At 63.4% G+C, this 26,141-nt stretch carries 26 protein-coding genes; 13 read left to right on the plus strand and 13 right to left on the minus strand.

Annotated elements, in window-relative coordinates; all coding sequences use genetic code 11:
• Window positions 1-42: 42 nt before the first annotated feature.
• The 6 genes from radA to GA829_RS26585 all read left to right on the plus strand — a co-directional run bounded on the left by radA (window position 43) and on the right by GA829_RS26585 (window position 5,713).
• A complete protein-coding gene (gene radA, locus GA829_RS26560; RefSeq protein ID WP_195175543.1) occupies window positions 43-1,446 on the plus strand; it encodes a DNA repair protein RadA in 1,404 nt (467 codons plus the stop codon).
• An 82-nt stretch (window positions 1,447-1,528) separates the two neighbouring features.
• Complete coding sequence (locus GA829_RS26565; protein WP_195175544.1) at window positions 1,529-2,176, plus strand: CvpA family protein; 648 nt, start codon at window positions 1,529-1,531, stop codon at window positions 2,174-2,176.
• A 96-nt stretch (window positions 2,177-2,272) separates the two neighbouring features.
• Window positions 2,273-3,742 (plus strand): amidophosphoribosyltransferase, encoded by a 1,470-nt coding sequence (gene purF / locus GA829_RS26570; protein ID WP_195175545.1) that lies wholly within the window; start codon window positions 2,273-2,275, stop codon window positions 3,740-3,742.
• Between the two features lie 153 nt (window positions 3,743-3,895).
• Entirely contained in the window at window positions 3,896-4,651 is a 756-nt protein-coding gene (locus GA829_RS26575) for an SDR family NAD(P)-dependent oxidoreductase (RefSeq protein WP_195175546.1), read from the plus strand.
• 82 nt (window positions 4,652-4,733) lie between these two features.
• The gene (locus GA829_RS26580; RefSeq protein WP_195175547.1) at window positions 4,734-5,363 is read left to right on the plus strand and encodes a hypothetical protein; all 630 of its coding nucleotides are present in this window, start codon (window positions 4,734-4,736) and stop codon (window positions 5,361-5,363) included.
• A gap of 131 nt (window positions 5,364-5,494) precedes the next feature.
• Window positions 5,495-5,713 carry a hypothetical protein gene (locus GA829_RS26585; protein WP_195175548.1) on the plus strand — a complete coding sequence of 73 codons (219 nt, stop codon included), beginning with the start codon at window positions 5,495-5,497 and terminating at the stop codon, window positions 5,711-5,713.
• Between the two features lie 39 nt (window positions 5,714-5,752).
• On the opposite strand, the gene GA829_RS26590 is transcribed toward GA829_RS26585, so the two are convergent.
• The 3 genes from GA829_RS26590 to GA829_RS26600 form a co-directional block, all read right to left on the minus strand.
• Entirely contained in the window at window positions 5,753-6,259 is a 507-nt protein-coding gene (locus GA829_RS26590) for an OsmC family protein (RefSeq protein WP_195175549.1), read from the minus strand.
• A gap of 125 nt (window positions 6,260-6,384) precedes the next feature.
• The gene (locus GA829_RS26595) at window positions 6,385-7,263 is read right to left on the minus strand and encodes a glutathione S-transferase family protein (protein ID WP_195175550.1); all 879 of its coding nucleotides are present in this window, start codon (window positions 7,261-7,263) and stop codon (window positions 6,385-6,387) included.
• Between the two features lie 27 nt (window positions 7,264-7,290).
• Window positions 7,291-7,872 carry a VOC family protein gene (locus GA829_RS26600; protein WP_195175551.1) on the minus strand — a complete coding sequence of 194 codons (582 nt, stop codon included), beginning with the start codon at window positions 7,870-7,872 and terminating at the stop codon, window positions 7,291-7,293.
• A 66-nt stretch (window positions 7,873-7,938) separates the two neighbouring features.
• On the opposite strand from GA829_RS26600, the gene GA829_RS26605 reads away from it, so the two are divergent.
• From GA829_RS26605 to GA829_RS26615, 3 genes are read left to right on the plus strand one after another with little or no spacing between them, the layout of a single operon-like run.
• The gene (locus GA829_RS26605) at window positions 7,939-8,190 is read left to right on the plus strand and encodes a hypothetical protein (protein WP_195175552.1); all 252 of its coding nucleotides are present in this window, start codon (window positions 7,939-7,941) and stop codon (window positions 8,188-8,190) included.
• 59 nt (window positions 8,191-8,249) lie between these two features.
• A complete protein-coding gene (locus tag GA829_RS26610; protein ID WP_195175553.1) occupies window positions 8,250-9,137 on the plus strand; it encodes a DMT family transporter in 888 nt (295 codons plus the stop codon).
• 48 nt (window positions 9,138-9,185) lie between these two features.
• Window positions 9,186-10,094, plus strand: a complete 909-nt coding sequence (locus GA829_RS26615; RefSeq protein WP_195175554.1) for a DMT family transporter — start codon at window positions 9,186-9,188, stop codon at window positions 10,092-10,094.
• Window positions 10,095-10,300: 206 nt separating this feature from the next.
• Here the strand turns inward: GA829_RS26615 and GA829_RS26620 are convergent, their stop codons facing one another.
• On the minus strand, window positions 10,301-11,161 hold the full coding sequence (locus GA829_RS26620; RefSeq protein ID WP_195175555.1) for a LysR substrate-binding domain-containing protein: 861 nt from the start codon (window positions 11,159-11,161) through the stop codon (window positions 10,301-10,303).
• 113 nt (window positions 11,162-11,274) lie between these two features.
• Here GA829_RS26620 and GA829_RS26625 point away from each other — a divergent pair, with 113 nt between their 5' ends.
• Window positions 11,275-11,682 carry a tautomerase family protein gene (locus GA829_RS26625; protein ID WP_195175556.1) on the plus strand — a complete coding sequence of 136 codons (408 nt, stop codon included), beginning with the start codon at window positions 11,275-11,277 and terminating at the stop codon, window positions 11,680-11,682.
• Between the two features lie 192 nt (window positions 11,683-11,874).
• On the opposite strand, the gene alc is transcribed toward GA829_RS26625, so the two are convergent.
• The 5 genes from alc to GA829_RS26650 form a co-directional block, all read right to left on the minus strand.
• On the minus strand, window positions 11,875-13,113 hold the full coding sequence (alc, locus tag GA829_RS26630; protein WP_210337697.1) for an allantoicase: 1,239 nt from the start codon (window positions 13,111-13,113) through the stop codon (window positions 11,875-11,877).
• Window positions 13,110-13,895 (minus strand): aspartate/glutamate racemase family protein, encoded by a 786-nt coding sequence (locus tag GA829_RS26635; protein ID WP_219738833.1) that lies wholly within the window; start codon window positions 13,893-13,895, stop codon window positions 13,110-13,112. Before GA829_RS26635 ends, alc begins: the two co-directional genes overlap by 4 nt.
• Before the next feature lies 1 nt (window position 13,896).
• Window positions 13,897-15,273, minus strand: a complete 1,377-nt coding sequence (gene allB, locus GA829_RS26640) for an allantoinase AllB (protein ID WP_195175557.1) — start codon at window positions 15,271-15,273, stop codon at window positions 13,897-13,899.
• A gap of 102 nt (window positions 15,274-15,375) precedes the next feature.
• Complete coding sequence (locus GA829_RS26645) at window positions 15,376-16,830, minus strand: purine-cytosine permease family protein (protein WP_195175558.1); 1,455 nt, start codon at window positions 16,828-16,830, stop codon at window positions 15,376-15,378.
• Window positions 16,831-17,010: 180 nt separating this feature from the next.
• Window positions 17,011-17,949: a LysR family transcriptional regulator gene (locus GA829_RS26650; RefSeq protein ID WP_195175559.1), complete on the minus strand. Its 939-nt coding sequence runs from the start codon at window positions 17,947-17,949 to the stop codon at window positions 17,011-17,013.
• A 175-nt stretch (window positions 17,950-18,124) separates the two neighbouring features.
• Between GA829_RS26650 and GA829_RS26655 the strand changes: the two genes are divergently transcribed.
• Window positions 18,125-20,347 (plus strand): AMP-binding protein, encoded by a 2,223-nt coding sequence (locus GA829_RS26655; protein ID WP_195175560.1) that lies wholly within the window; start codon window positions 18,125-18,127, stop codon window positions 20,345-20,347.
• Window positions 20,348-20,375: 28 nt separating this feature from the next.
• Here GA829_RS26655 and GA829_RS26660 read toward each other — a convergent pair whose 3' ends face one another.
• The gene (locus GA829_RS26660) at window positions 20,376-21,191 is read right to left on the minus strand and encodes a CDP-alcohol phosphatidyltransferase family protein (protein ID WP_195175561.1); all 816 of its coding nucleotides are present in this window, start codon (window positions 21,189-21,191) and stop codon (window positions 20,376-20,378) included.
• A 3-nt stretch (window positions 21,192-21,194) separates the two neighbouring features.
• Window positions 21,195-21,893 (minus strand): phosphatidylserine decarboxylase, encoded by a 699-nt coding sequence (locus GA829_RS26665; protein WP_195175562.1) that lies wholly within the window; start codon window positions 21,891-21,893, stop codon window positions 21,195-21,197.
• A 290-nt stretch (window positions 21,894-22,183) separates the two neighbouring features.
• Here GA829_RS26665 and GA829_RS26670 point away from each other — a divergent pair, with 290 nt between their 5' ends.
• Together GA829_RS26670 and GA829_RS26675 are read left to right on the plus strand one after the other, a co-directional pair.
• Window positions 22,184-22,882, plus strand: coding sequence for a lysozyme inhibitor LprI family protein (locus GA829_RS26670; protein WP_195175563.1), 699 nt, complete (start codon window positions 22,184-22,186; stop codon window positions 22,880-22,882).
• A gap of 104 nt (window positions 22,883-22,986) precedes the next feature.
• Window positions 22,987-23,850 carry an SMP-30/gluconolactonase/LRE family protein gene (locus GA829_RS26675; RefSeq protein ID WP_195175564.1) on the plus strand — a complete coding sequence of 288 codons (864 nt, stop codon included), beginning with the start codon at window positions 22,987-22,989 and terminating at the stop codon, window positions 23,848-23,850.
• A 9-nt stretch (window positions 23,851-23,859) separates the two neighbouring features.
• Here GA829_RS26675 and GA829_RS26680 read toward each other — a convergent pair whose 3' ends face one another.
• Window positions 23,860-25,746, minus strand: coding sequence for an ABCB family ABC transporter ATP-binding protein/permease (locus tag GA829_RS26680; protein ID WP_195175565.1), 1,887 nt, complete (start codon window positions 25,744-25,746; stop codon window positions 23,860-23,862).
• Window positions 25,747-25,771: 25 nt separating this feature from the next.
• The gene (locus GA829_RS26685) at window positions 25,772-26,104 is read right to left on the minus strand and encodes an ArsR/SmtB family transcription factor (RefSeq protein WP_195175566.1); all 333 of its coding nucleotides are present in this window, start codon (window positions 26,102-26,104) and stop codon (window positions 25,772-25,774) included.
• Between the last annotated feature and the right edge of the window lie 37 nt (window positions 26,105-26,141).

Here is a 26,141-nt window from a genome sequence, read left to right on the forward strand (position 1 = left end):
GACCAGCCTTAGCCTTGGCGAATTTCAGGCGGCATCGCTCTGATGGCCAAATCGCGCGTTCAGTTCATCTGCCAGAGCTGCGGAACGGTGCATCAGCGCTGGGCCGGAAAATGTGACGCCTGCGGCGAATGGAATACGCTGGTCGAGGAAGGCACTTCGGGCGGCATCGGCTCGGGTCCAGCCAACACACGCAATGCCCGCAAGGGGCGCGCCGTGGTGCTGACGACGCTGTCCGGCGACATCGAGGACGCGCCGCGCATCATCTCGGGCATTGGCGAACTCGACCGCGCCACCGGTGGCGGCTTTGTGCGCGGCTCGGCACTTCTGGTCGGCGGCGATCCCGGTATCGGCAAATCGACATTGCTCACCCAGGCGGCCGCGGCGCTGGCCTCAAAAGGCCACCGCATCGTCTATGTCTCGGGCGAAGAGGCCGTTGCCCAGATCAGGCTGAGGGCTCAGCGGCTCGGCGTTGCTTCCGCACCGGTGGAACTAGCCGCCGAGACCAATGTCGAGGACATTCTCGCCACCATCGCCGACGGCAAACGGCCGGATCTGGTGATCCTGGATTCCATCCAGACGCTGTGGACCGACCTCGCTGATTCGGCACCCGGCACCGTCACCCAGGTGCGGGCCTCGGCCCAGGCGATGATCCGCTATGCGAAATCCACGGGGGCGGCGATCGTCCTGGTCGGCCATGTCACCAAGGAAGGCCAGATCGCTGGCCCGCGTGTCGTCGAGCATATGGTCGACGGCGTGCTTTATTTCGAAGGTGAAGGCGGCCACCACTACCGCATCCTGCGCACGGTGAAGAACCGCTTCGGGCCGACCGACGAGATCGGCGTCTTCGAAATGTCCGACAAGGGCCTGCGCGAGGTTGCCAACCCGTCCGAGCTTTTCCTTGGCGAACGCCATGCGAAATCGCCGGGAGCCGCCGTTTTTGCCGGCATGGAAGGGACGAGGCCGGTGCTGGTCGAGATCCAGGCGCTGGTGGCGCCCTCGTCGCTGGGCACGCCGCGCCGCGCCGTCATTGGCTGGGATGGCGCCCGGCTGTCGATGATCCTGGCCGTGCTTGAGGCGCATTGCGGCGTGCGCTTCGGCACGCATGATGTCTATCTCAACGTCGCCGGCGGCTACCGTATCTCGGAGCCCGCAGCCGATCTGGCGGTGGCGGCAGCGCTGGTTTCATCACTCACCGGTCTTGCCCTTCCCGCGGATTGCGTCTATTTCGGCGAAATCAGCCTTTCGGGCGCCGTGAGGCCGGTTGCGCATGCGCAACAGCGCCTCAAGGAAGCCGAAAAGCTGGGTTTTGGAAGCGCGGTTCTGCCCTTGGGCAGCGAGGAACTTGCCGGGGGGATAGGGGCCGGTGCTTTCCAGCCGACCGAGCTTGCCGACCTCGTGGCTCGCATAGCCGGCTCACGCCGAAGCCGTGTGGACGAGGAAGACTAGGGCATCGGGCCCAAAGGCGGGAACCGCTGGGAAAACCTGATGCTCCGCGCTAAGATGCGGCTCATGGAGTGGGGCGAAAAACATGCCGATTACGCTGCTTGACGGAATTCTCGTCGGCTTCACCCTGGTCTCTGCCATGCTCGCCATGGTGCGCGGCTTCTCGCGCGAGATCTTGTCCGTTGTCTCATGGGCAGCAGCGGCGGCGGCCGCCTTTTTCTTCTACAAGCCGGTCCTGCCTTTTCTCAAACCCTATGTCGAGAACGAAAAGATCGCCATGGCGGCTTCCGCCGGCGTCGTTTTCGTCATCGCGCTGATCGTGGTCAGCGTCATCACCATGAAGCTTGCTGACTGGATCATTGATTCCCGGATTGGCGCGCTGGACCGCACACTCGGCTTCCTTTACGGCGCCGCGCGCGGCATCCTGGTTGTCGCTGTCGCGCTTCTGTTCTTCAACTGGCTGGCTGGCGCCAAGGCTCCTGGCTGGGTCACGGATGCCAAGTCGCGGCCCTTATTGGAGTCGATCGGCGCCAAGATTGAGAACCTGCTGCCCGCCGACACCGAAAATGCAATCCTAAAGAAGCTCAGCCCGAAAGCCGGCGCCGAGACTCCGGCTGCCCCGGATGCGCCGTCAACTGGGGATGATTCCAGCACACCAGCCCCCGATGACGCTGTCACACCGCCGGCGGACAACGCTCCGGCCACTCCGGCACCGGCGGCGCCCGCGAACTGACGTCGAAAAACGACGATGATGTGAACGGTTGCACGGCACGCGTTGCTTTCGAGGCACTATCGCCCTATATGGCGATTTTAGCGGAGCTTGAGTCCCATGGCAGACGCAGACGACGTGCCTTCCGCCGAGGCCGACGATCATTTCCATGACGAATGCGGTGTGTTCGGTATTTTTGGCCGCCAGGATGCCGCCGCCATCGTCACTCTCGGCCTGCATGCCTTGCAGCACCGAGGCCAGGAAGCAGCCGGCATCGTCTCCTATGACGGCACACAATTCCATGTTGAGCGTCATGTCGGTCTGATCGGCGACACGTTCACCAAGCAGCGCGTCATCGACAGCCTGCAAGGCAATCGTGCCATCGGCCACACCCGCTATGCCACGACCGGCGGCGCCGGCATGCGCAACATCCAGCCCTTCTTCGCCGAACTGGCCGACGGCGGCTTTGCCGTCGCCCACAACGGCAATCTGACCAACGCCATGACCGTCCAGCGCGCGCTGCAGAAACAGGGCGCGATCTTCTCCTCGACCTCCGACACCGAGACGCTGCTGCATCTCGTCGCCACCAGCAAGGAGCGCGATCTCAATTCGCGCTTCATCGACGCGGTGCGTCAGGTCGAAGGCGCCTTTTCACTGGTGGCGATGACCGCCAAGAAGATGATCGGCTGCCGCGACCCGCTTGGTATTCGCCCGCTGGTGCTCGGCGACCTCGACGGCGCCTGGATTCTTGCCTCCGAGACTTGCGCGCTGGACATTATCGGCGCGCGTTTCGTACGCGACCTGAAGCCCGGCGAGATGGTGGTCGTCACCTCCAAGGGCATCGAGAGCCTGTTCCCGTTCGAGCCGCAGAAGACGCGTTTCTGCATTTTCGAATATGTCTATTTCGCCCGGCCGGATTCCTCGGTCGAGGGCCGCAATGTCTATGAGGTGCGCAAGCGCATCGGCTCCGAGCTGGCGGTGGAAAGCCCTGTTGAAGCCGACATCGTCGTGCCGGTGCCGGATTCGGGCACGCCGGCCGCGATCGGCTTTTCCCAGGCAGCCGGCATTCCGTTCGAGCTTGGCATCATCCGCAACCACTATGTCGGCCGCACCTTCATCCAGCCCGGCGATTCCATCCGTCATATGGGCGTCAAGCTGAAGCACAACGCCAACCGCCGCATGATCGAAGGCAAGCGCGTGGTGCTGGTTGACGACTCGATCGTACGCGGCACCACCAGCCAGAAGATCGTGCAGATGGTGCGCGATGCCGGCGCCAAAGAAGTGCATATGCGAATCGCGTCGCCGCCGACACGTGCTTCCTGCTTCTATGGTGTCGACACGCCGGAAAAGTCGAAGCTTCTGGCCTCGCGCATGTCGATCGAGGAGATGGCCGAATTCATCCGTGTCGATTCGCTCGGCTTCCTGTCCATTGACGGCCTCTACCGTGCCGTCGGCGAAGCCGGCCGCGACAACGAGCAGCCGCAATTCTGCGATGCCTGCTTCACTGGCCAGTATCCGACCCGCTTGCTCGACTTCGAAGGCCACGACAATGTGCGCACGCTGTCGCTGCTGGCGAACAACGGGGCGTAAGGTTGCGCCAAACCGTCAATCTGCCTTATTGCGGTTCATCGTTTAACGGAAACGCCGAACCGCCGTATCCCTTTGTTTTCACGCAATTCCGGACGGAAAACCGTTTCACACTTTTCCTGGAATTGCTCTAGCCCCACTCGCGGAATTCATCGCATGACTCTCGACCTTACCGGCCGCACCGCGGTCGTCACTGGTGCCTCGCGCGGCATCGGCTATTTCATCGCCAGGGAGCTCGCCGCGGCCGGCGCCCATGTCATCGCTGTCGCCCGCACCGTTGGCGGGCTGGAAGAGCTCGACGACCAGATCAAGGCCGAGCATGCGAAAACCGGTAAGGGCGAAGCGACACTGGTACCGCTCGACCTTGCCGACATGGCCGGCATCGACCGGCTGGGCGGCGCCATTCACGAGCGCTGGGGCAAGCTCGACATTCTTGTCGCCAATGCCGGCGTTCTCGGCGTCATCTCGCCGATCGGCCATGTCGAGGCCAAGACCTTCGAGAAAGTGATGACCATCAACGTCACCTCGACCTGGCGGCTGATCCGTTCGGTCGATCCGCTGCTCAGGCTCTCGGACGCGGGCCGTGCGATCCTGCTGTCTTCCAACGCCGCCCATTCGGCTCGTGCCTTCTGGGCGCCCTATGCGGCTTCGAAAGCGGCGGTCGAGACGATGATGCGCTCCTGGGCACACGAGACGCAGAGCCTGCCGCTGCGCGTCAACGCCGCCGACCCCGGCGCCACCCGCACCGCGATGCGCGCGCAGGCCGTGCCTGGCGAGGATCCGCAAACACTGCCGCATCCCTCGGAGATTGCCAGGCGCATCATACCTCTGGCCAGCCCGATGCTGACGGAAACCGGGCTGATGTTCCAGGCCAAGCACAACCGTTTCGTCGCTTACCAGCAGCCGGAGTAAATCCTTCCTTTTTGCTGGAAGAATTCCGGCGCCTCCGACGTTCTTCGAATGTCAGACATTCGAACCCGAACGGAGGACCACCATGCGCAGACTCCTTCTCGCCACCGCCGCCGCCCTGATCGCAGCCGCGGGCGTCGCCTATTCGCAAAACGCCACGATGAGTTTCTTCGTCACCAGCGTCGGCTCCGGCAAGGGAGCCGATCTCGGCGGCCTCAAGGGCGCCGACGCGCATTGCGCCTCGCTGGCTGAAGCAGCAGGTGTCACCGGCAAAACCTGGCATGCCTATTTGTCGAGCAGCGACACGGACGCCCGCGACCGCATCGGCAAGGGCCCATGGGTCAATGCCAAGGGTGTCAAGATTGCCGGCGATGTCGCCTCACTGCACAGCGACGCAAACGCGTTGAGCAAGCAGACGGCTCTGAATGAGAAGGGGGAAGTGGTCAATGGCCGTGGCGACACGCCCAACCGGCATGACATGCTGACCGGCTCCAAGCCCGATGGCACCAGGATTGCCGACCAGACCTGCGGCGACTGGACCCTGAGCGGGGCTGAAGGCGCTGCGATGATGGGGCATCACGACCGGACCGGCCTCGACGATTCCGCTGCCGCTCATTCCTGGAACTCCTCGCACGCCTCGCGTGGGGGCTGCAGCCAGGAGGCGCTGAAAGGCACCGGCGGCGATGGCCTGTTCTATTGTTTTGCCATCGATTGAGCCCGGGCGACGCCAAACCGGCGATCACGCGGCTGTGATGATGGGGCGGAGCGCCGTGCGCGGCGCACGCTTTCGCCGACCGCGAGGAGTTGCTAGGGTCCGCCGACTCCCACAACAACGAGGAAATCCCCATGGCTTCGACCGTAGCGTTGGTCTGGTATCTGGTAATCGCCGGCCCGCAGGGCGGCATGGTGGTGCTGCCAAGCACCTTCGACAAGCGCGAGCAGTGCACCGCCGCCATCACCGAATATCAGAAGCAGCCGACGCCGGCCGGCTGGTCGGTACAGTGCGTGCCGAGCGCATCGCCGTTCACCGACGAGGGCGACGCCGAACAACCGGCAGCGCAGTAAGCGTTCAACGAGACGACCCGCGCCACTGGCGGCGGGTCGTCAGCGCCGCGCCACGACTGTCAGTTCCGGCTTCTGGTTGATGGTCTGGAACACGACGCAATAGCGTTCGGTCAGTTTTATCAAGGAATCGATGCGTTCCTGTGGCTCGTCGGTGTCGAGGCCGAAGCTCAGCCGGATGGCGCGAAAGCCGACCGGCGCATCCTTGGCAACACCAAGCGTGCCGCGAAAATCGAGGTCGCCTTCAGCCTCGACCGTGGCGGCGCCGAGCTTGAACTCCAGCGCCGTTGCCACGGCCTTCAGCGTCACGCCGGCGCACGCCACCAGCGCTTCGAGCAGCATGTCACCCGAACACAGTTCGAGCCCGGAGCCGCCGGTTGCCGGATGCAGTCCGGCAAGGGCAATTGCCCTGCCCGTCTCGACCTTGCAGGCGATTGACTGATCGTCGATCGAGCCCCTGGCCCTTAACGTGATCAACGCGCGCGAGGCATCATCGCGATAGGCCTCCTTCAGCGGCGCCTGCATGGCCTTCAATCCGGTCGCGTCCATTTGCGCATTCCCTTTCGACAGTTTCTCGTATCGCCGCACGCGAACGGGCGTTTGGCAAGCGCCAGCGGAGACATCGACGCTATCACCGGCCGGTTGACCCGGCCGATGATAGATGACGCAAAGATTCAGGCCTTGGCCTGCGACCTCACATGGGCGATGTAGCCACGCACGTCACCGGCCGGGCCAGCATAGGCCTTTCCGAGCTTCTTCTCCATCGCCGCCATGTATTCCTTCGCCCATTTGGGCAGGACATAGTCGATGACAGCAAGGAATTCGAGCGTCGCCGCCAGGCGGATATCGGCGATCGACGGGTTCTTGCCACCGATGAACGGCTTGCCGTCGCGGAAGAAGGAATGGAAGACCTCGAGCGGCTCGGCAATGGCGGCTATTGCTGCTTTCTGGGCCTCCGACTTCTTGTCCGGGTGGGCATCGCTGTGGCCGACCTCGCCGGCATATTGCGGGAAGCCAAGTGCGGGATAGGTGGCGCGCGCCACATAGGGGTAGAGCGTGCCGATCAGGTAGAACATGGCGCTGTCGATCATGGCGCGCTTGGCTGGAGCCTTCGGATAGAATTTCTCCAGCCCATGTTTGTTTGAAAGATATTGCATGATGGCGCAGCTTTCCCACAGCACGCCACGCGGCAGTCCCTTGTCCTCGATCATCGGCGTCAGATGGGCCGGGTTGCGCGCCATGTATTCAGGCGAGCGCGTGCTGCCCCAGGCGTCGGTTTCGGCATGGTCGAGCCCGGCAGCACGGGCAAACACCCGAACGGTCATGTTGTTGACGCTCGGCTTCAGCATGCTGATGGTCAGCGCGGGCTTCTTCGCCGGTTTCGCCTTGGCAGTGATTTTGCTGGCGGCTGCCTTTGATGCCGTCTTGGCCGCTGGCTTGGCCGACACTTTTGCCGCGGGCTTGGCGGCGGCTTTTGCTATCGGCTTTGCTGCGGTTTTTGGCGCTGCCTTGGCTGCCGGTTTCCTAGCACTCTTCGTCACTGTCTTTGCCATATGATCCTCCCTTGCCTGTTCAAAACGTCAGTATGGATTTTTCGGTGTCCGGTCGGCCGACAATGTTTCGCGCGAACGCTCCGCCAGCGTCTGGATGGCGTCGGCGAGATGCACTTCGGCGATGTTGTAGTCACCGCGTGCGACACGGAGCTTGTGCGCCTCCATCAGCACGTCGGCATGAGTGAAACCGGCTGGCGGCTCGAAACGGTAGGAGGCGAGTTCGATCAGGAGGCCGAGCGGATCCTCGAAATAGATCGAATCCATGAAACCGCGATCCTTGACCCCGCTGTGCTTGATGGCGCGTTCATCGAGCCGGGCGACCGCTTGCAGGAAAGTGACGCGCGACACGGCAAAGGCGATGTGGTGGACGCAGCCGGTATCAGTCGGCGTGCGGCGTTTCACAGGGTTGCGGGTCTCATCGGTGAAGATGGTGATCAGCCGGCCGTCGCCAGGATCGAAATAGAGGTGGCTTTCACTCGGCTTGTCGAGGTTGGGCTGCTCGAAGATGAAGGGCATGCCCAGCACACCTTCCCAGAAATCAATCGAGGTCTGGCGGCCGGCGCCAACCAGCGTGATGTGATGGACGCCTTGCGCTTGCAGTTTCTGCACTGGTTTCCCCTCCGCGATACGGGTTCTGGCTACTGGCAGAGCCTGTCCGCCGCGCCGCAATGATGCATGACGAAGATCGGCATCCGCTTAAGCAGCATTTCCGACCTTGATCCGTTCCCCGGCGTTCTGCGCGCCTGCCCAAGCCTTTGGCTCCAGCTTTGTAAGAGGATGCTAAACCAATCGGCAGCGCGGCGCCAGAACCCGCAGAGCCGGGCCGGCACGATGTGTCGCGCGCATCCGATCAAAGCCATCGCCCTGCCCCAACGCAAGCCTGCTGCTGGTGCAGCGCTGCCCTGGCGTTTCGCCCGTATAGCGTAGCGACGCAAAGCCGAGGCTCTTGCACTGTCTTTCGCCAGCATCAGTTAGGCTCGCGCCGCATGGCCGACATCGCCATTCTTGAGACACGCGAACGGGCGCTCGCCGGCATCCTGCTCACCGGCGCCGCTTATTTGCTGTTTTCAACACAGGATGCAGCAATCAAGCTTCTGGTTGCCGGCATGACCGTCTGGCAGATCATGTTCTTTCGCAGCGCCACCATTCTGATCGCCTGCGCTGCGATCGGCGGGCGGCAGCTCTTCGCCGACACAAGGCGCTCACCAGTGGTGTTGCCGATGCTGCTGCGCAGCGCCTTCACGCTCGCCGCCTGGCTTTGCTACTACAACGCCGCCCGCAGTCTGCAGCTCGCTGAACTGACGACCGTCTACTATGCGGCGCCGATCATCGTCACGGTGCTTTCAGTGGTATTGCTCGGCGAGAAGGTGCCGATGCTGCGTTGGCTGGCGGTGCTGATCGGCTTTGCCGGGGTGTTCGTGGCCTGCGACCCCGCGCGGCTCGGTCTGTCGGTGCCGGTGATCCTGGTGCTCGCCGCCGCGTTATTGTGGGGCATCGCCATCGTTCTCCTGCGCAAGACCGCGCTTGCCGAGCGTTCCATGATCCAGCTGCTGCTCAACAATTTCTACTTTCTGCTGTTTTCGGCCGTGCCGGCACTGCTCTGGTGGCAGACGCCCAGCCTGGCTCAGTTGCTGTTGCTCGCCAGCATTGGTGCTCTCGGTGGCCTCGCCCAGTATTTTCTCTTCGAAGGCATGAAGCGAACACCGGCGTCCGTCCTGGCGCCCCTCGAATACACGTCGCTGTTGTGGGCATTCGGGCTCGGCTACGCGATATGGGGCGATATCCCGCGCCACGAGGTGTTCTTCGGGGCGACCCTGATTATCGCCGCTGGCCTGCTGATTGTTGGCGGCGAGCACTTTCGCAAACGGCTATGACAGCTGCTGACACTACGATGTCAGGACGGAGCGGCGTAGATTGGCGGCATGGCTGACATAAAGACTACTACCGACACGCCCACCGACCGAACGCTCGGCATCATTCTGGTGTCGTCATCGGCAGCGGTATTTGCCCTGACCGGTGTCTTGACCAAATCGATCCATGCCGATCCGCTGACCATCACCTGCTGGCGTGGTTTTGTCGGGTCTATCCTGATCAGCCTCTATGTGCTGTGGCGGCGCCATCGTTCCGGCGGGCAGGAGAGCTTGCGGCTTGGCTGGCGCGGCTGGCTGCTGGCTGTGGAAGGGGCGCTGGCCAGCATCGCCTTCATCTCGGCGTTCAAGTTCACCTTCGTTGCCAATGTCGCGATCATCTATGCGACCGCGCCGTTCGTTACCGCCCTGCTGGCCTGGGTGCTGACGCGCGAACCGTTCCGGCTGCAGACGATGGTTGCGGCAGCAGTGTCGCTATGCGGCGTGGCCGTCATGGTATGGTCCGGCTTTGGCACCGGCAATCTTTTCGGCGATGGGCTGGCACTGCTGATGACCATCGGCAGCGCGCTCTACATGATCATGGTGCGTGCCTTCCGCGACACGCCGGTGGTGTGGGCCGGTGCCGTATCCGCGTTTCTCTTGTTCGTGCTCGGCTGGTTCATCACCGACCCTTTGGCGGTATCGCCGCGCGATGCAGTGCTGCTTGTCACCTTCGGCTCGTGTTTCGCCCTATCCTCGATCCTATGGACCGAAGGCGCGCGCCTCATTCCACCGGCTGAGTCCGGGCTGCTCGGCTCGGCCGAAGTGCCTTTTGCCATTATGTTTGCATTTCTGTTCCTGACCGAAATTCCGCCAGCGGCCAGCATGCTTGGCGGCGCGATTATGCTATGTGCGGTGTTTGCCCATGCCGGCCGTGACTGGCTGCTGGCCCGTTCCCGGCGCACAGAACCGAATCTTTCCTGATGAAAATCGGGCTTCTTGAAAAAATCCGGGCTTTCTTGAAAAAATTGGGATGGTCACGGAACCATCATCGGATTGAAGCATTATGGATGCGACGGGCCACCCCAAAGTCCCCCCAAACCCCTCGGCCCGTCCTACTCCCAAGCCGACCGCAAGGTCGGCTTTTTCTTAGCAACTCGACCGACCGCAATGCCGGCTCTTTCTTGCCCTCAGGCAAAACCCGACGCCGCCAGATTGCCATCAATCAGCGCTGCCATGTCTTTCGCCGGAGCGCCCGGGTCGACGCGCAGCCGTATGGCGAATTCCGCCACCGGAACCTGCGGCAGGGCAAGCTCGCGCGATGCCCTGACAATGCCGGAATGCGCGAAGCGCGCTGTTCTCAACGTCAACGCCAGGCCGGCATCGACTGCCGTGCGCAGCCCTGCCAGGCTGGCGCTGCCAGCCGCGATGCGGTAGCGCCGCCCTGCCGCATCGAGGGTGGCGATCGCAGCTTCGCGAAAGCCGCAAGGCGGATCAAGAAGTGCCAACGGCACATCGTCTTGCCGCGACGCCAGCCCCTTTTGCGAACAGAGCCAGACCATCGGCTCCCTGAGCACACCGACTTCATCCGACGTCGGGAACTGCCGCATGGCGATCGTCAGATCAAGAAGGCCGGTCTGCAGCGCTTGAGCCAACTCGAGTGACCGGCCGACGCGCAACTCTATCCTGACGCGTGGATGGCTGGCTGCGAAGGCCCTGAGCAGGTCGGGCAAGCCGCTGTCGGCGAAATCCTGCGTCGTGCCGATGGCAACCCGGCCATCGGCACGCGCGCCCTTGAGCGCAAGCCACGCCTCGCTGTGGACCGAGAGGATACGCCTGGCATGGCCGACAAGATCCTCACCAGTGGGTGTTAGACCCCGTCCCCGCCCCTGCGGCATCAGAAGCGTCTCGCCGACGATTTCCTCAAGCCGCTGCATCTGCGCCGTCACCGCCGAGGGCGTGCGGCCGACGATCGATGCCGCTTGCGCCAGCGAGCCGCCGTCGACAAAGGCAAGGAATGTTCTGAGGAGATCAGGGTCAAGCGTTTTCATAATTCGATATTATCGAATCTTTTGTCAAAAACAATTCGATTTTCATGAATTCATGGCCGTGGCATTGTCTCTTCAACGGCGATCAGACGCCGCTGAAACCAAGGAGAAGAAAAATGCCGATCATCAATGTCAGCGTCACCGGCAAGCCAGACGCCGCCCTGTCCGCCAGGATCGCCAACGACGTGACGGAGATCACTGCAACACATCTGCGCAAGGATCCGACCATCACCGCGGTTGCCATATCCTATATCGACCCCCAGCATTGGTTCGCCGGCGGCAAGTCGCTGGCCGAGCATGGCAGCAATACGTTCTGGCTGGACATCAAGGTGGTCGACGGCACCAACACAAAGCTCGAGCTGGAGGCCTATCTGAAGGCGATCTTCGCCGCTTTCGGCCAATTGCTGGGTGGAGTGCATGAGGAAAGCTATGCTTTCGTCCACGAAGTGCCGGCCGCCGCCTATGGCTATGGCGGCAAGACGCAGGAATTCCGCTTCATCAGCGGCAGGCTGAAGGCGGCGTGAGCGACGAAAGGGCTCGCGCGCGGGCGCTGGAAAAGAACGGTTCGGGCGTGTGACGTCGCCCGGCCCGGACGTCATTTCCCGGGCTTGCCGAGGCGGAATTCCATGGCAGCGAAAAGCAGCCGCCGCAGCGCTGTCAGCATCTGTCTACATGTTGCCATGTCCCTCTCCTCCCAGAATCCATGATGCGGCAGGTCAAGCCCAACTTCCGTCCAGCATCGCCTTGATCGCGACCATGTCGGATGTAGAGCTCGCTAACGAACCGGCAGCCAGCGGCCGCGCCGCGGCCAGCCGGTCAGCCAGATCGGTCGATCCGCCCTGCTCCGACAGCACTTGCCGTGCCTGTCCGACTGGCAACGCGTTGAACCAGCGATACCCGGCATCGCGCCGGGCAGCCGGATCGACGGAACCCCAAAGCCTGACGCGGGAAATGCCGCCATCAGGGAAGGCATCGAGCCTTATGAAGGAGATCGGCGGCGAGCCGGCCGGCACAGCGAAGGCATGCCGTGTATCCGGCTGCAGAGGCCGGCGCGACAGCAGCGGCGCCCATTCAAGCGAACCGGCTTGCGACATAGCCCCTCCGGTTGCCCCGTAAAGCGCGATCTCGGCTGAAGCATTGTACTTGAAATGCGCGGTATCGATTTCGACCAACCGCACCGAACCCGGCAGCGCCAGCCGGAAGATGGCGTGGTCGTTGCCATCGTCGCGGCGACGACGCGTCTCCCAGCCGTCGCCCATGTTGCGGGCCTTGTCGGGCCGGTTGAGCATCGCAGCCGAGGTGTAGAAGCCGTCGCTGCTGGTTATCACCTGGCCTCCATGGTCCTGGCTGGCAAGGTCGATGGTCAGCCCGTCGAAGAGACGCGGATCGGGAACAACATGGCCGAAAATACGCAACCGCGCGATGCCGCCATCTGGAAACGCCGAGAGGCGGATATGGGTGAAGCGGCGCTGGTCCGATATCTCGAAGCGATTGTGCGTGTCGCCCTTGAGCGGCGAACGCGGCACGATCTCGATCCATTCGGTATCGCTGGATTGCAGCGCCTTCGGGCTCGGATACCCCTCGACACCGCAGGCCTCGATGCGGCAAGTGGTGGGGAAATTGCCGGTGAAGAAGGATGTATCGACATCCACCGCGGTGATGATGCCCGCCGCGCCCAGCCGCACCAACGCCCAGTCGTGGCCGGGCTCGCGCCGGCGTTTTGTCTCCCATCCGTCGACGATCTCGCCGCGCGGGCCGTAGTTGCCGGGCACGAAGGCCGACGGCGTCGGCGTCAGCAGGCTTTCCTTCTCACCAAAGGATTCGTCGCTTGCCGCCAGCACGCTGCCGCCCAGCCAGCGCGACGCCAGATCCACCTCGGCGGCGAAATTCTCCTGCAGCCCGGGCATTGCATAGGCATCGGCCATATCGGTTTTGGACTTGCCGATCATGTTCATCGGCGGCCTCCCACGCGCAGGCCCGATTGGATGGCAGTCGGGCGCGGCCTGAGCCCCAGGGCCTCCGACAGCGGCCAGCCGATGATGCGCTTGGCGTCCGGTCTGGCATAGGTCGAGACCTTGCTGGTCTTCAGGCCAAGGCCAACCACCGCCTCGGCGAACCGAACCGCGGCGGCGACGCCGTCGATGACGGGCACGCCGAGTTCCGAAGTGATGGCATCTTCCAATCCGGCCATGCCGGCGCAACCGAGACAGATCACCTCGGCATGGTCCACTTCGACCGCCTTGCGCGCTTCCTCTACTATCGAGCGCATCGCACCAGCCGGATCCTCGTCGACCTCCAGCGTGCTCATGCCGTTGGCGCGCACCGAGGCGCAGCGGTCCGACAGGCCGGAGAGCCGCAGCCGGTCCTCGATCGGCGGCACCGAGCGTTGCAGCGTGGTCACCACGGAATAGCTGCGGCCGATCATCATCGCCATGTGGGCGGAGGCTTCGCAGATCTCGATCACCGGCTGCTCGATCAACTCCTGCAGCCCGTCGCGGCCATGCTCGCCAAAGCCGGCCATCACCACCGCGTCGAATGGCTCGTCATAGGCAAGTACGCGGTCCATGACGGCGACCGCCGAAATGTAGCTTTCAAAATTGCAATCGACCGCTTCGGCGCCGAAGAACGGCGTCAGCGTGACGATCTCGGTGCCGGGCGATGCGGCGCGTTTCGCGGCCTCGTCGATGACATCCGACATCGACTGGCTGGTGTTGACGTTGACGACCAGGATCTTCATCTCAGGCACTCCTTTTCAAGCCTTGGATCTCGCCGGCGGCAACGCCATCGCGAGCAATCAATGCGCCGCGTGGGCGGCCGAACAGTTCGATGCGGCGACCGCGCAGGAAGGTTTCCCTGACGACGCCGGTAAGTTGCTTGCCGGCATAGGGCGTCACCGGATGGCGGTGATGCAGACGGACCGGATCGACGGTGAATTCCAGGTCGGGCGCGAAGACCGCGAAATCCGCGTCGCTGCCGACCGCGAGCCGGCCCTTGTGCGGCAGGCCGGCGAGCAGCGCCGGACGCTCGGCCATCCAGCCGACGACGTCGGCCAGTGAATGGCCGCGCCGCCGCGCCTCGCTCCACACAACCGGCAGACCAAGCTGCAGCGAGGAGATGCCGCCCCAGGCGGCGCCGAAATCGCCTGACACCAGTTCCTTCATCTCAGGCTTGCACGGCGAATGATCGGAGACGACCATGGTCAATACGCCCTCGCCCATGCCGGCCCACAGCTTCTCACGGTTGCGTGCCTCGCGGATCGGCGGCCCGACCTTGGCGGTGGTTTCGCCGTTGCCGATCTCCTCGGCGCAGAGGCTGAGGTAATGCGGGCAGGTCTCGACGCTGAGCCGCACTCCGTCCTCGATGGCCGAGGCGATCATCGGCAGCGCGTCGGCGCTCGACAGATGCAGGATGTGAGCGCGGGCGCCGGTCACGCGCGCGGCTTCGATCACCTGCGCAATCGACAGGTTCTCGATGCCCTTAGGCCGCGATGCCAGATAGTCGGCATAGCGTCTTGTGCTGACATTGGGCATCCGCGCCGATGCCTCGGCGCTCTCTGCGTGAACAATGAAGGTCGAGCCAAGGCCGGCCACCACCCGCATCACGCTTTCCATGTGCTCTGGCGTAATGCCTGGGAAGTCGTCGGTGCCGGTGTCGCACAGGAACGACTTGAAGCCGAGCACGCCGGCCGCGTGCAGCTTCGGCAGTTCCGCGAGATTGGAGGGGATGGCGCCACCCCAGAAGCCGACATCGACGTGGCACTGGCCATCGGCGGCGGCGCGCTTGGCGGCCAGCGCCTCCAGCGTCACTGTCGTCGGCACGCTGTCCAGCGGCATGTCGACCAGCGTGGTGATGCCGCCGGCAGCGGCCGCGCGGGTCGCGGTCAGAAACCCTTCCCAATCGGTGTTGCCGGGCTCGCAGATATGCACGTGGCTGTCGACAAGGCCGGGCAGAAGCACGGCATCGTTGCCGAGCGTGACGGTCTCACCGGCGACGGCTGGCGTGTCGATCGCCCCGATGCGAACGATCCTGCCGCCGGCGACGCCGACCGACACCGCCCTTTCGCCGTCGGGCAGGATGGCGCGCGGCGCCCTGATAAGCAGGTCGAGGGATGTCATCGCTATACCTCCCGGATGCGCGGCGGTGCCGCGACAGACGTATTGATTGAGTGGAGGGATTGGAGTTCCGGGGGCCGTGGCCGGCTCCCGGAACGCTCAGGTTCAGATGCTGGAGAAGCCGAGCAACGCTTTCACATTGGCGCGCTTGTGGACCAGCGTTACGCCGATCAGATAGACTACCGCGCCAGTCAGCCAGGACTGCAGGGCTGGGAAGCCGATATAGTCGCTGTTGAGCACCGGGATCAGGCCGGCCGTGTAGACGCCGACCAGCGTGCCGGCAGCAAGCGCGATGACGCCCGGCCAGTTGGCGATGCCAAGCTCGCTCCAGTTGGCGACCCGGAACATCGGCCGCTTGATGCCGAACAGCCAAGGCAGCAGGAACAGATCGATCGCCATGATCGTGCTGGCCACCGGCACGGTGGTAGAGCCGATGCTGGTGGTCAGGTTGAACGTGTCCTGCAGATTGGGCAGGTAGAAGGTCAGCACCGATGCGATCAGCCCGAGGCCGACGACCGTGTACTGGCGCTTCCAGCCGCGAATGCCCGACAGCACATTCTGCGCGCCGTTCACCGCGATGTAGAGATTGCCATCCTGCACCGCCCACTGGTTGATGACGATGACGATGATGCCGAGCAGCGCGCTGCCGAACATGGTGAAGTTGACGAAGTAGCTGATGCTCGGTCCGAAATCCGGCTGGTTGGACAGTGCGGCGATCATGTAGCCCATGATCGGGAACAGCAGAGCGCCGACCAGATAGGAGATGACGATGGTCGGGATGTTCCACCACGCGGCGCGTCCGGCCTTGGCATAGCGGAAGAAGTCCGGCTCGTTACCCCAGGTCGACAGGCCGACCATGCTGCCGATGACCATGAGCATCCCGGTCTTCGAGTCGACATGCGGCACGGCCGCCAGCACGCTGCTGGACACGGTGGTGAAGGCCAGGATGGTGGCGAAGATGCCCCACACCAGGATCACCGGCACGGCGACGAACTGGGCGAAGCGCTGTACGCCCTCGAAGCCGAAATAGGTGTTGACGATCATGACGATGGCCAGCAGCGCTGTGATGGCGCCGACCGCCGGCAAGGTCATCAGCCCGCCGGCGATGTCGATGATGAACTTCACCGTGAACAGATAGAAGGCCATGCCGTTGACGATGAGAAGCAGCGAGACCAGCCCGCTGCCGAGTGTGCCGAAGATGCTGCGCGCCATGACCGAATGGGTCTGGCCGGTGACGGCGCCGGCATTCGCCGAGCCGATGCAGTAGAGGCTCATCACGGCGGCGGCGATCAGCATCGCCACCGTCAGTTCAGCAAGGGTCAGGCCCTGGAAGCGCGCGCCGTAACCGACGAGCACGGTGCCGAACACCGCCTGCATCGACAGGAATTGCGCCAGCATGCGGAAATTCGAGCGCCGCTTGGATTGTGGCACCACGGACTCGGTATAATCAGCAATGTCCGCCTCTGTGACCGACAGGATGGTCTCAACGCCGTCGGCGAAGGCCGGAGGCGTTTCGTTCGGCAGCGTCTGCCTGGGCGATATGGGAGTTTGCACGGTCATCTCAGATTCCCCTTTGCGAGGTTGTTCCCCTGGTCGACACGCTGCTCGCCTTGCCTCTAGGGCAGCATCAACGAGACCGATGCAATGTCGCCATGTCCAACCATAGAAAAGGCCTCCACCCCCCATCAACGTCCAAAGATCGAACGTGATGCATTGACGAAATCAATGCATTTATCCCCCTCACCCAGCCCGCGACGGGTCGACAATCTCGGCGATGAACAGGTCTCGCGCCGTGTTGCCGGGGCTTTGCGGGTCTGTCACCACGAACATGTTGTTGCGCGGCACGTTGTTTCCCTGAAGCAGCGGCCACAGCCGGCCCGCATCGACATCGGGCTGCGCATAACCCTCAGGCAGGAAACACAGGCCGACGCCGAGTACCGCAAGCCGCTTGGCCTCCTCGAGATGATCGGACATGCCGGCGATGTTGCGGCCAAGCCCATACTCGAGCCGGAACTGGGTCAGCTCGTCGCCCTCGTCGGCGCCGGTCAGCACGAAGGCATCCACGGAGAGGTCCGCGGGTTCGGCAACGGCCTTGCCGAACAGCGGATGCGGACGCCCGCAATAGGGCCGATGGATTTCGGTGAACAGATGGAGATAGTCAAGCTCGGCCCGCTGGACCCTCGCTGGCGAGATGCCCACATCGATCTTGTGCTGGATCAGCGAATTGATCACCTCGGTCCACGCCGCCACCTCCACGATCAGCTCGACGGCCGGATATTTCGCATGGAACGCAGCGATGGCGTCATCAAGGGCCGGCGCGACCAGGTTGCTGACCAGCATGACCCTGAGATGTCCACGTATCTCCGCCTTGACGTCGGACAGCCGAGCGGGGATCTCGCGGATGGCGCCGGTGAAATCCCGGCACCTCTCGGCCAGGATGCGTCCTTCCTCGGTCAGCTCGAACCCGGTCGGACCGCGATGGCATAGCGTAACGCCCAGCCGCTCCTCCAGCCGCCGCAAGGCGAGGCTCAGCGCCGGCTGCTTACGGTTGAGCTCCCGCGCCGCCCGGGTGACGCTGCGAGCATTGGCGATCTCATGGAAGAACTTGAGCAGATTCCAGTCCAGGTTCCTGGCGAACTGCAGGTCCCGCACCGTCGCATCCGCCTGCTTGCGCGCCAACGCCTTGCCCCTTGATGTCCGCGTGGGCCGTGAGCTTAGGCGGGGAAGCCGCCAGCGGCAACGTATTGCGGAGAGAAGAAAGCCACCCACATTGACCTTGCCCCCACATCGTCTAGGTTCTGGCCCAGACGGCCGCTAAGAGCCGCGATGCTGGAAACGTTGGGAGTGATGCGGCATGTTCCTGACACTGGCGCTGCTTGCTGGTCTTGTCCTGGCCTGGCTGCTGATTGGCGTGGCGGAAAAATTCCGCCTCGGCCTGCGCTTCACCCAGGCGTTGCTCTACGTGCCGTTCAAGCTCGCCTACCGGATCAGCGACGACCGCATCAAGATCGCGCGTAAAGCGCAAGTCCCGGTCATCTACGTCATCTCACACCAATCGCGCTTCGAGCCGGCGCTGATGCTGTCGCTGCTGCCCGACGACACGCTGCATATACTCGACGACGCCTCGGCCAAAGCCCCCTGGCTTGAGCCCTGGCGCGAGCTTGGCCGCACCATCGCCTTCAATGCCGAACATGTCTTCGTCAGCCGCCGGCTGGTACGTGTCTTGAAGGGCAAGGGCCGGCTGGCCGTCTACTTGCCCGATGCGGTCGAGCCCGACGTCAAGACGTTTCGGCTGTTTCGTGCCGTGACCCGCATCGCCATGCAGGCCGATGCCCGTATCGTGCCGATCTTCGTTGGCGGCGCACGCACCTTGCCTGTGTCGCTGACGCCTGCCAACGTCGCGCCGCGCCGCTGGTTTCCAAGTCTTTCGATCAGCGTGCTGGAGCCGATGACGATCGGCGAGATGGTGGCCAGGAACCCGGATCAGGCCTCCAACACCAATGCCCTGTTCGATCGTTTCGCCGAAGCCCGCTTTGGCGCAACCGACCTCAACCGAGGCCTTTTCCTCGCGATGCGCGACGCCGCCGACCGCGTTGGCGCTTCCCATCCCATCATCGAGGACGTCATCTCTGGCGCGCTGAGCTACAGAAAACTGTTCATCGGTGCGCGCGTACTGGGCCGGCGCTTCGAAGCGGTGACGGCGCCGGGCGAAGCGGTCGGGCTGATGCTGCCCAACGCCAATGGCGTGGTTCTATCGCTCACAGGGCTGCTGTCGGCGGGCCGCGTGGCAGCGATGATCAACTACACCGCCGGTCCGGCCAGCGTGACAGCCGCGGTGCGCACCGCCGTGATCCGCACTGTCATCTCTTCGCGCGCCTTCGTCGAGAAAGCGGACATCGCCGACATCGTCGCGGCGGTCGAAAAGGGCGGCGCGAAACTTATGTGGCTGGAGGATGTCCGCAGCAGCGTCACCAAGCTGGACAAACTTGCCGCTGCCCTTTTCTGGCGCTGGCCACTGCAGCGGCAGGATGCGACAAAACCGGCGGTGATCCTGTTCACCTCCGGCTCGGAAGGCACGCCGAAGGCAGTCGTGCTGTCGCACAAGAACATGCTTGCCAATGCGATGCAGGCCGAAGCACGCATCACCATTTCGCCAGCCGACATCCTGCTCAATGTGCTGCCGGTGTTCCATTCGTTCGGCTTGACGGGCGGCACCATCCTGCCGCTGGTCACCGGCGTCAAACTGTTCCTCTACCCCTCGCCGCTGCATTACAAGATCATCCCGGAGATCGCGCGCAAGGTGCGGCCGACCATCATGTTCGGCACCGATACGTTCCTCGCCAACTACGCGCGGACCGCCAAGGACGGCGATTTTTCCAGCCTGCGCTTCGTGGTCGCCGGTGCCGAGGCGGTGAAGCCTGAAACACGGCGCATCTACCGCGAGCGGTTCCAGGCCGAGATCATTGAAGGGTTCGGGCTTACGGAAGCGGCGCCCGTGGTTGCCGTCAACACCGCCATCCATGGCCGCGATGGCACCGTTGGCCGTCTGCTGCCGGCCATGCGCATGAAGCTTGAACCGGTCGAGGGCATCAGCGACGCCGGCCAATTGTGGCTCGATGGACCCAACCTGATGATGGGCTACATGACCGCCGACCGCCCCGGCGAACTGCAACCCTTGACCGGCTGGCACGACACGGGCGACATCGTCGCCGTGGACCGCGAAGGCTTCATCACCATTCGCGGCCGGGCCAAGCGCTTTGCCAAGATCGCCGGCGAGATGGTGTCGCTTGGCGCGGTCGAGATGCTGGTACAGTCACTGTGGCCGGAAGAGCGTCACGCGGCGGTGGCGGTGCCCGACAAGCGGCGGGGCGAACGCATCGTGCTGGTCACCACCGCCGACGACGCCAATCCAGATGAGCTGCGCAAGTTCGGCAAACAGGCCGGAGCCGCCGAGTTGATGGTGCCGAACGACATCGTCAAGGTCGAGGAAATTCCGGTGCTGGGCTCCGGCAAGACCGACTATGTATCGACCCGCAAGCTGGCGATCGACAAGCTGGGGCTGAGCGTGGCGGCCTGAGTCGGATCAAAGGCTTCGGCGGGCTTGCTTAACCGATATCCGAAGGCGGGACCTTCTCACCTTCTCGCTTGGCGCGCTTGGAATAGGCGCGCACGCTGAACGGCAGGAAGATCAGGTATCCCGCGACCGAAGCGGTCAGCGTGTACCAGGGATAGGTCATCAGCAGAAGAATGTAGAGAACGACGCCAAGGATGATCGGCAGCACCTTGTCGCCCGGTATCTTGAAGCTTTTGCCGGAATAGACCGGCAGTCTGCTGACCAGCAGGAAGGCGACCAGCACGGTGAAGCCGGTGGCGACAAAGGCGGCCGGCCGGCCGGGTTCGACGCCAAGCCGCAGGAAATAGAGATAGAGCGGCAGCATGACCAAAACGGCGCCCGCGGGCGCCGGCACGCCGACGAAATATTCGGACTGCCAGGCCGGACGATCGGTTTCCTCGTCGAGCACGTTGAAACGGGCCAGCCGCAGACCACAGGCGATGGCGAACAGAAGTGCTGCGATCCAGCCCGGCGAGCCGGCGCGGTCGAGCAGGAAGGCATAAAGCACGAGAGCCGGCGCCACGCCAAAATTGACGATATCGGCCAGCGAATCCATCTGCGCGCCGAATTTGGAAGTCGCCTTCAGCATCCGCGCCAGACGGCCGTCGATGCCGTCAAGGAATGCGGCAAGCAGCACCATCACCACCGCAGGTTCGAAACGGCCCTCGAAGCCGAAGCGGATGCCGGACAGGCCGGCACAGATGGCAAGCACGGTGACGAGATTTGGCAGCACCATGCGCATCGGAATTTCGCGGATGCGCGGGCCGCCGCTGCCATGAGCTTCGAATTTTTTGTACTGGGTGCCCACCGGTCAGGAAATCCGCACGAGGGGCGTACCGGCAATACCGCCGAATTCGGCCAGCACGGTTTCACCGGCAACCGCCGTCTGGCCGACGGCGACGCGCGGCGTCGCTGCTACCGGCAGGAAGACGTCGACGCGGGAACCGAAGCGGATCAGGCCAAAACGCTCGCCGATGGCGATCGAACCGCCGGCCTCGGCCCAGCAGACGATACGCCGCGCCACCAGGCCGGCGATCTGCACGGCGGCAACCGTGCCGTTGGGGCTCTCGATGACGAGGCCATTGCGTTCGTTCTCGGTGCTGGCCTTGTCGAGTTCGGCGTTGAGGAACTTTCCAGGCCGATGCTCGATACGGGAAATCTTGCCGCGCACCGGAGCGCGGTTCACATGGCAGGAAAAGACGTTCATGAACACCGAGATACGTGTCATTTCACCGCTGCCGAGACCAAGTTCGCGCGGTGGCACGGCCGGGCCGACCGCCGATATGATGCCATCCGCCGGACTCACCACCAGGCGGTCATCGACCGGCGTCACCCGCTCGGGGTCGCGGTAGAAATAGACGCACCATGCGGTCAGGATGAGGCCGATCCAGAACAGGATCGACGAGAAATAACCTAGGAAAAGAGTTGCCGCGCCAAAGGCGGCGATGAACGGATAGCCCTCGCGATGGATCGGAACGAACGCGTTTTTGATTGAGTCGACGAGGCTCATCGGGCTGGGGCGGGCTCCGTTTCAGGTGGGGCCTGTCTATCGGAAACGACTTACCGCCGCAACGCGACAATCATGCAGAACAACGGAAGCGGTCATACGGGTCGTCGCATGGCCAACGGCTCCCGCTGGCCTGTACGCCCGTCGTCACGTGCTTGTGACGGTGACGCGGTTGCCAATCCGTGCGAATTGTTGACGTCAAAACTCAGGCGAGCCGATCAGCCCCAGCCTTGAAAGAGGACTTCATGACGAGCCGCCTGTCTTCGCCAAGATGCTTGTCTTCGCCAAGGTCAATGAAACCGGCGGGCTTCGCCGCGATCATTTTGGTGCTCGCATCCTGTGGCGGTGCGCTCGCACAAGCCAAGCCATCCTTCGACTGCGCCAAGGCCACCAGTGTGGCCGAAAAAGCCATATGCGCCGACACCGCCTTGGCCCTGGCTGACGCCGATGTCGCCAAAAACTACGCGGCCGCGCTGAAAATGCTCGACCCTGTTGCCGGCAAGGCCTTGCGCGACGATCAGCGTGACTTCACGCAATACCGCGACGAGATCGCCGGGTTCAACGAGAACACGCCGAAGGACGAGCAGAATTTCGATCTCGGCGAATTCCTGCGTGACCGCGCCACCTTCCTCGCCAGTATCCGCAAGCCAACGAATACCGGTTTCATCGGCACGTGGAGCAGCATTCGCGGCAGAGTCGAGATCAAGGCGGGCGACGCTGGAAAACTGGAAATCTCGGAAGATGTCGCCAATCCGGTGTCGGGCAGCGGAACATGCGACATCGGCGATACGGTCAAGCAGGGCAAGCAATTGCGCCTGGTCGACACAGATGATGACGACAAGCCGACGGGCTTTGTCTTCACCTTCCGCCGTAACGGCGACCAACTCGTCGTCGAGCAGAGCGGCGAAGGCAAGGAAGGCCGCACCGAACCGCCCTCATGCGGCGCCAACGGCCACGCCGACGGCAATTTCTTCCTGACTGAAAAACAATAGCCGTGCCTGTCGGCGCGACAACGCCTCGACCGTCCTTGGCAAGACAGCGCTTCATGCGATCCCGAAAAAGGCGATGATGCGCGCAACTTGGAGGCTGTGGGACCATGCAGAAATCGTCACGGAACAGGGCGCAAGTCATCACGACAGGCCTTGCCTTCGGAGAATCACCACGATGGCATGAGGGGCGGCTGTGGCTCGCTAACTGGGGCTCCGGCGAGATCGTCGCCGTGGATGCGAACGGCACAAGCGAGGTCATGCTCAGCGTGCCGACCACCATCCCCTACTCCATCGACTGGCTTCCGGATGGCCGGTTGCTGGTTGTTTCGGGGCGCGAAGGGCTTTTGCTGCGCCAGGAGGCGGATGGCTCTCTCGCCACCCACGCCGATCTGCGCGTCCTGTCGAAACAGCCCTGGAACGAGATCGTCGTCGACGGGCGCGGCAACATCTATGTCAATGGCGGCGGGCCGACCCCGCCCCCCGGCCAGTTCTTCGGTCCCGGCACGATCGCGCTGGTGGCCAAGGACGGCAGCATTCGGCAAGTCGCTGAAAACATCGCCTTCGCCAACGGCATGGCGATCACCGCCGACAACAACACGCTGATCATCGCCGAATCGCACGGCAACCGGCTGACGGCCTTCGACATTGCCGCTGACGGCAGCCTCGCCAACCGGCGGGCGTGGGCAGACCTCGACGGCTATCCCGATGGTATCTGCCTCGATGCCGAGGGCGCTTGCTGGTATGCAGACGTGCCCAACAAACGCTGCGTTCGGGTGATGGAAGGTGGCGACGTGCTGCAGACCGTCGACGTCGATCGCGGCTGCTTTGCCTGCATGATGGGCGGCGCTGACGGAAAAACACTGTTCATCGTCGCCGCCGAGTGGCGCGGCTTCGAGCACATGATGAGCGAGGCCCGCACCGGCCAGGTGCTGAGCGTCGAAGCGCCGGCCCCTGGCGTTGGCTGGCCCTAGGCTGCAGCGCTACGAAACCTCCGACGTGCGCCGGCGCACGATCACGCCAAGCTCATCGCCTTCGCGGGCGATGCGCAGCCGCTCCTCTGCCTCGGTCGCTTCACGCTGGCGGTCCCACATCGAGGCGTAGAGGCCATGCTTGTGCATGAGTTCGGCATGGGTGCCGCGCTCGGCGATCTGGCCATCCTGCAGCACGATGATCTCGTCCGCTGTGATCACCGTCGACAAGCGGTGGGCGATGACGATCGTGGTGCGGCCGCGGCTGACCAGGTCTAGCGCTGCCTGGATTTCCTGCTCGGTGTGGCTGTCGAGCGCCGAGGTGGCCTCGTCCAGCATCAGGATCGGCGGCGCTTTCAGGATGGTGCGGGCGATCGCCACGCGCTGCTTTTCACCCCCTGACAGTTTCAGGCCACGCTCGCCGACCATGGATTTGTACCCATCGGGCAGCCGCTCGATGAACGGCCCGATCTGGGCCAGTTCGGCTGCCTTGCGCATCTCCTCTTCGCTGGCATCGATGCGGCCGTAGCGGATGTTGTAGGCGATGGTGTCGTTGAACAGCACCGTGTCCTGCGGCACCATGCCGATCGCGCCGCGCAGGCTCTCCTGCGTGACGTCGCGCACGTCCTGGCCATCGATCAGCACCGCGCCGCCCTGGATATCGTAAAAGCGGAACAGCAGCCGCGAGATGGTCGATTTGCCCGCCCCGGACGGTCCGACAATGGCGACCGTCTTGCCCGCCGGCACCTCGAAGCTGACACCCTTCAGGATCTTGCGGTTGGGATCGTAGGAGAAATGCACGTCGCGGAACTCGACCTTGCCGGCGCTGACCGCCAGGGGCTTGGCGTCCGGTTTGTCGACAATCTCCTGCGGCACGTCGAGCAGATCGAACATCTGCTCGATGTCGGTCAGGCCCTGGCGGATTTCACGGTAGATGAAACCGATGAAGTTGAGCGGCACCGAAAGCTGCACCAGCATGGCGTTGATGAAGACAAAATCGCCGACCGTCTGGGTGCCGGCCTGCACTTCCAGCGCCGACATGCACATGACGACCACGGTGCCGATGCCGAAGATGATGCCCTGGCCGAAATTCAGCCATCCGAGCGAAGTCCAGATTCTCGTCGCCGATATTTCGTAGCGCGCCATTGAGCGGTCGAAGCGCTCGGCCTCCATGGCCTCGTTGTTGAAATACTTGACCGTCTCGAAGTTGAGCAGGGAGTCGATCGCCTTGGTGTTGGCGTCAGTGTCGCTGTCATTCATGTCGCGGCGGATCGAGATGCGCCAGTCACTCGCCCTGACAGTGAACCAGACATATATCCAGACGGTCACCGCGACGACGACCACATATTTCCAGCCATAGGTATAGGCAAAAATGCCGGTGGTCAGCGCGAATTCAAGAATGGTCGGCGCGGTGTTGAGCATGATGAAACGCACGATCGTCTCGATGCCCTTGGTGCCGCGCTCGATGATGCGCGACAGACCGCCAGTGCGCCGTTCGAGGTGAAAGCGCAGCGAGAGTTGATGCATGTGGACGAAGGTGCGGAAAGCAAGCTGGCGTACCGCATATTGGCCAACGCGGGCAAACAACGCGTCGCGCAGCTGGTTGAAGCCGAGCTGCACCAGCCGCACGACATTGTAGGCGACAACCAGCATGACCGGCGCCAGCAGGAAAGAAGGCAGCGGCGGCACGGATTTGGCATCGCCGGCAAGCGCGTCCGTTGCCCATTTGAAGAAATACGGGCCGGCGACCAGGGTCAGCTTGGCAACGACCAGAAGCAGAGTTGCCCAGGTGACCCGCGCCCTCAGATCAGCACGATCGGCCGGCCACATGTAGGGCCACAGATTGAGCAATGTCTTGAAGGTCGAGCCGGATTCGGCGGAAACGGTTTTGTCGGCCACTTTTCTTGCCTTTTGGGTGAGAGGGTCAGCAGCCGGAGCAGCAGGAATTGACGAGTGCGTTGAGCGAGGCGGAAACGCCTGCAAGTGCCGCGTGATCGACCTCATAGCGCGAGCGCTGGCGGTCCGGCGCGAAGCGAACCAGCCCGGCTTCAACCAGGATCTTCAGGTGTTGGGAAACGGTGGATTGCGCGAGGTCGAGATGATCGACGACCTCACGGCAGCAGCAGGACTGGCTGGCAGAGAGGTGTTTCAGGATTTCGATGCGCGTCGGGTGCGACAGCGCGGCAAGCTTCGCGGCGACAGACTTGCTGTCAGCGGCGTTGCATAGTTTGTAATCTGGACTCAACGGAGCGTTCATCGTCTATCGGCGATAGACGATGAACTGATACACCGCA

The organism is Mesorhizobium sp. INR15 (assembly GCF_015500075.1).
GTDB lineage: Bacteria > Pseudomonadota > Alphaproteobacteria > Rhizobiales > Rhizobiaceae > Mesorhizobium.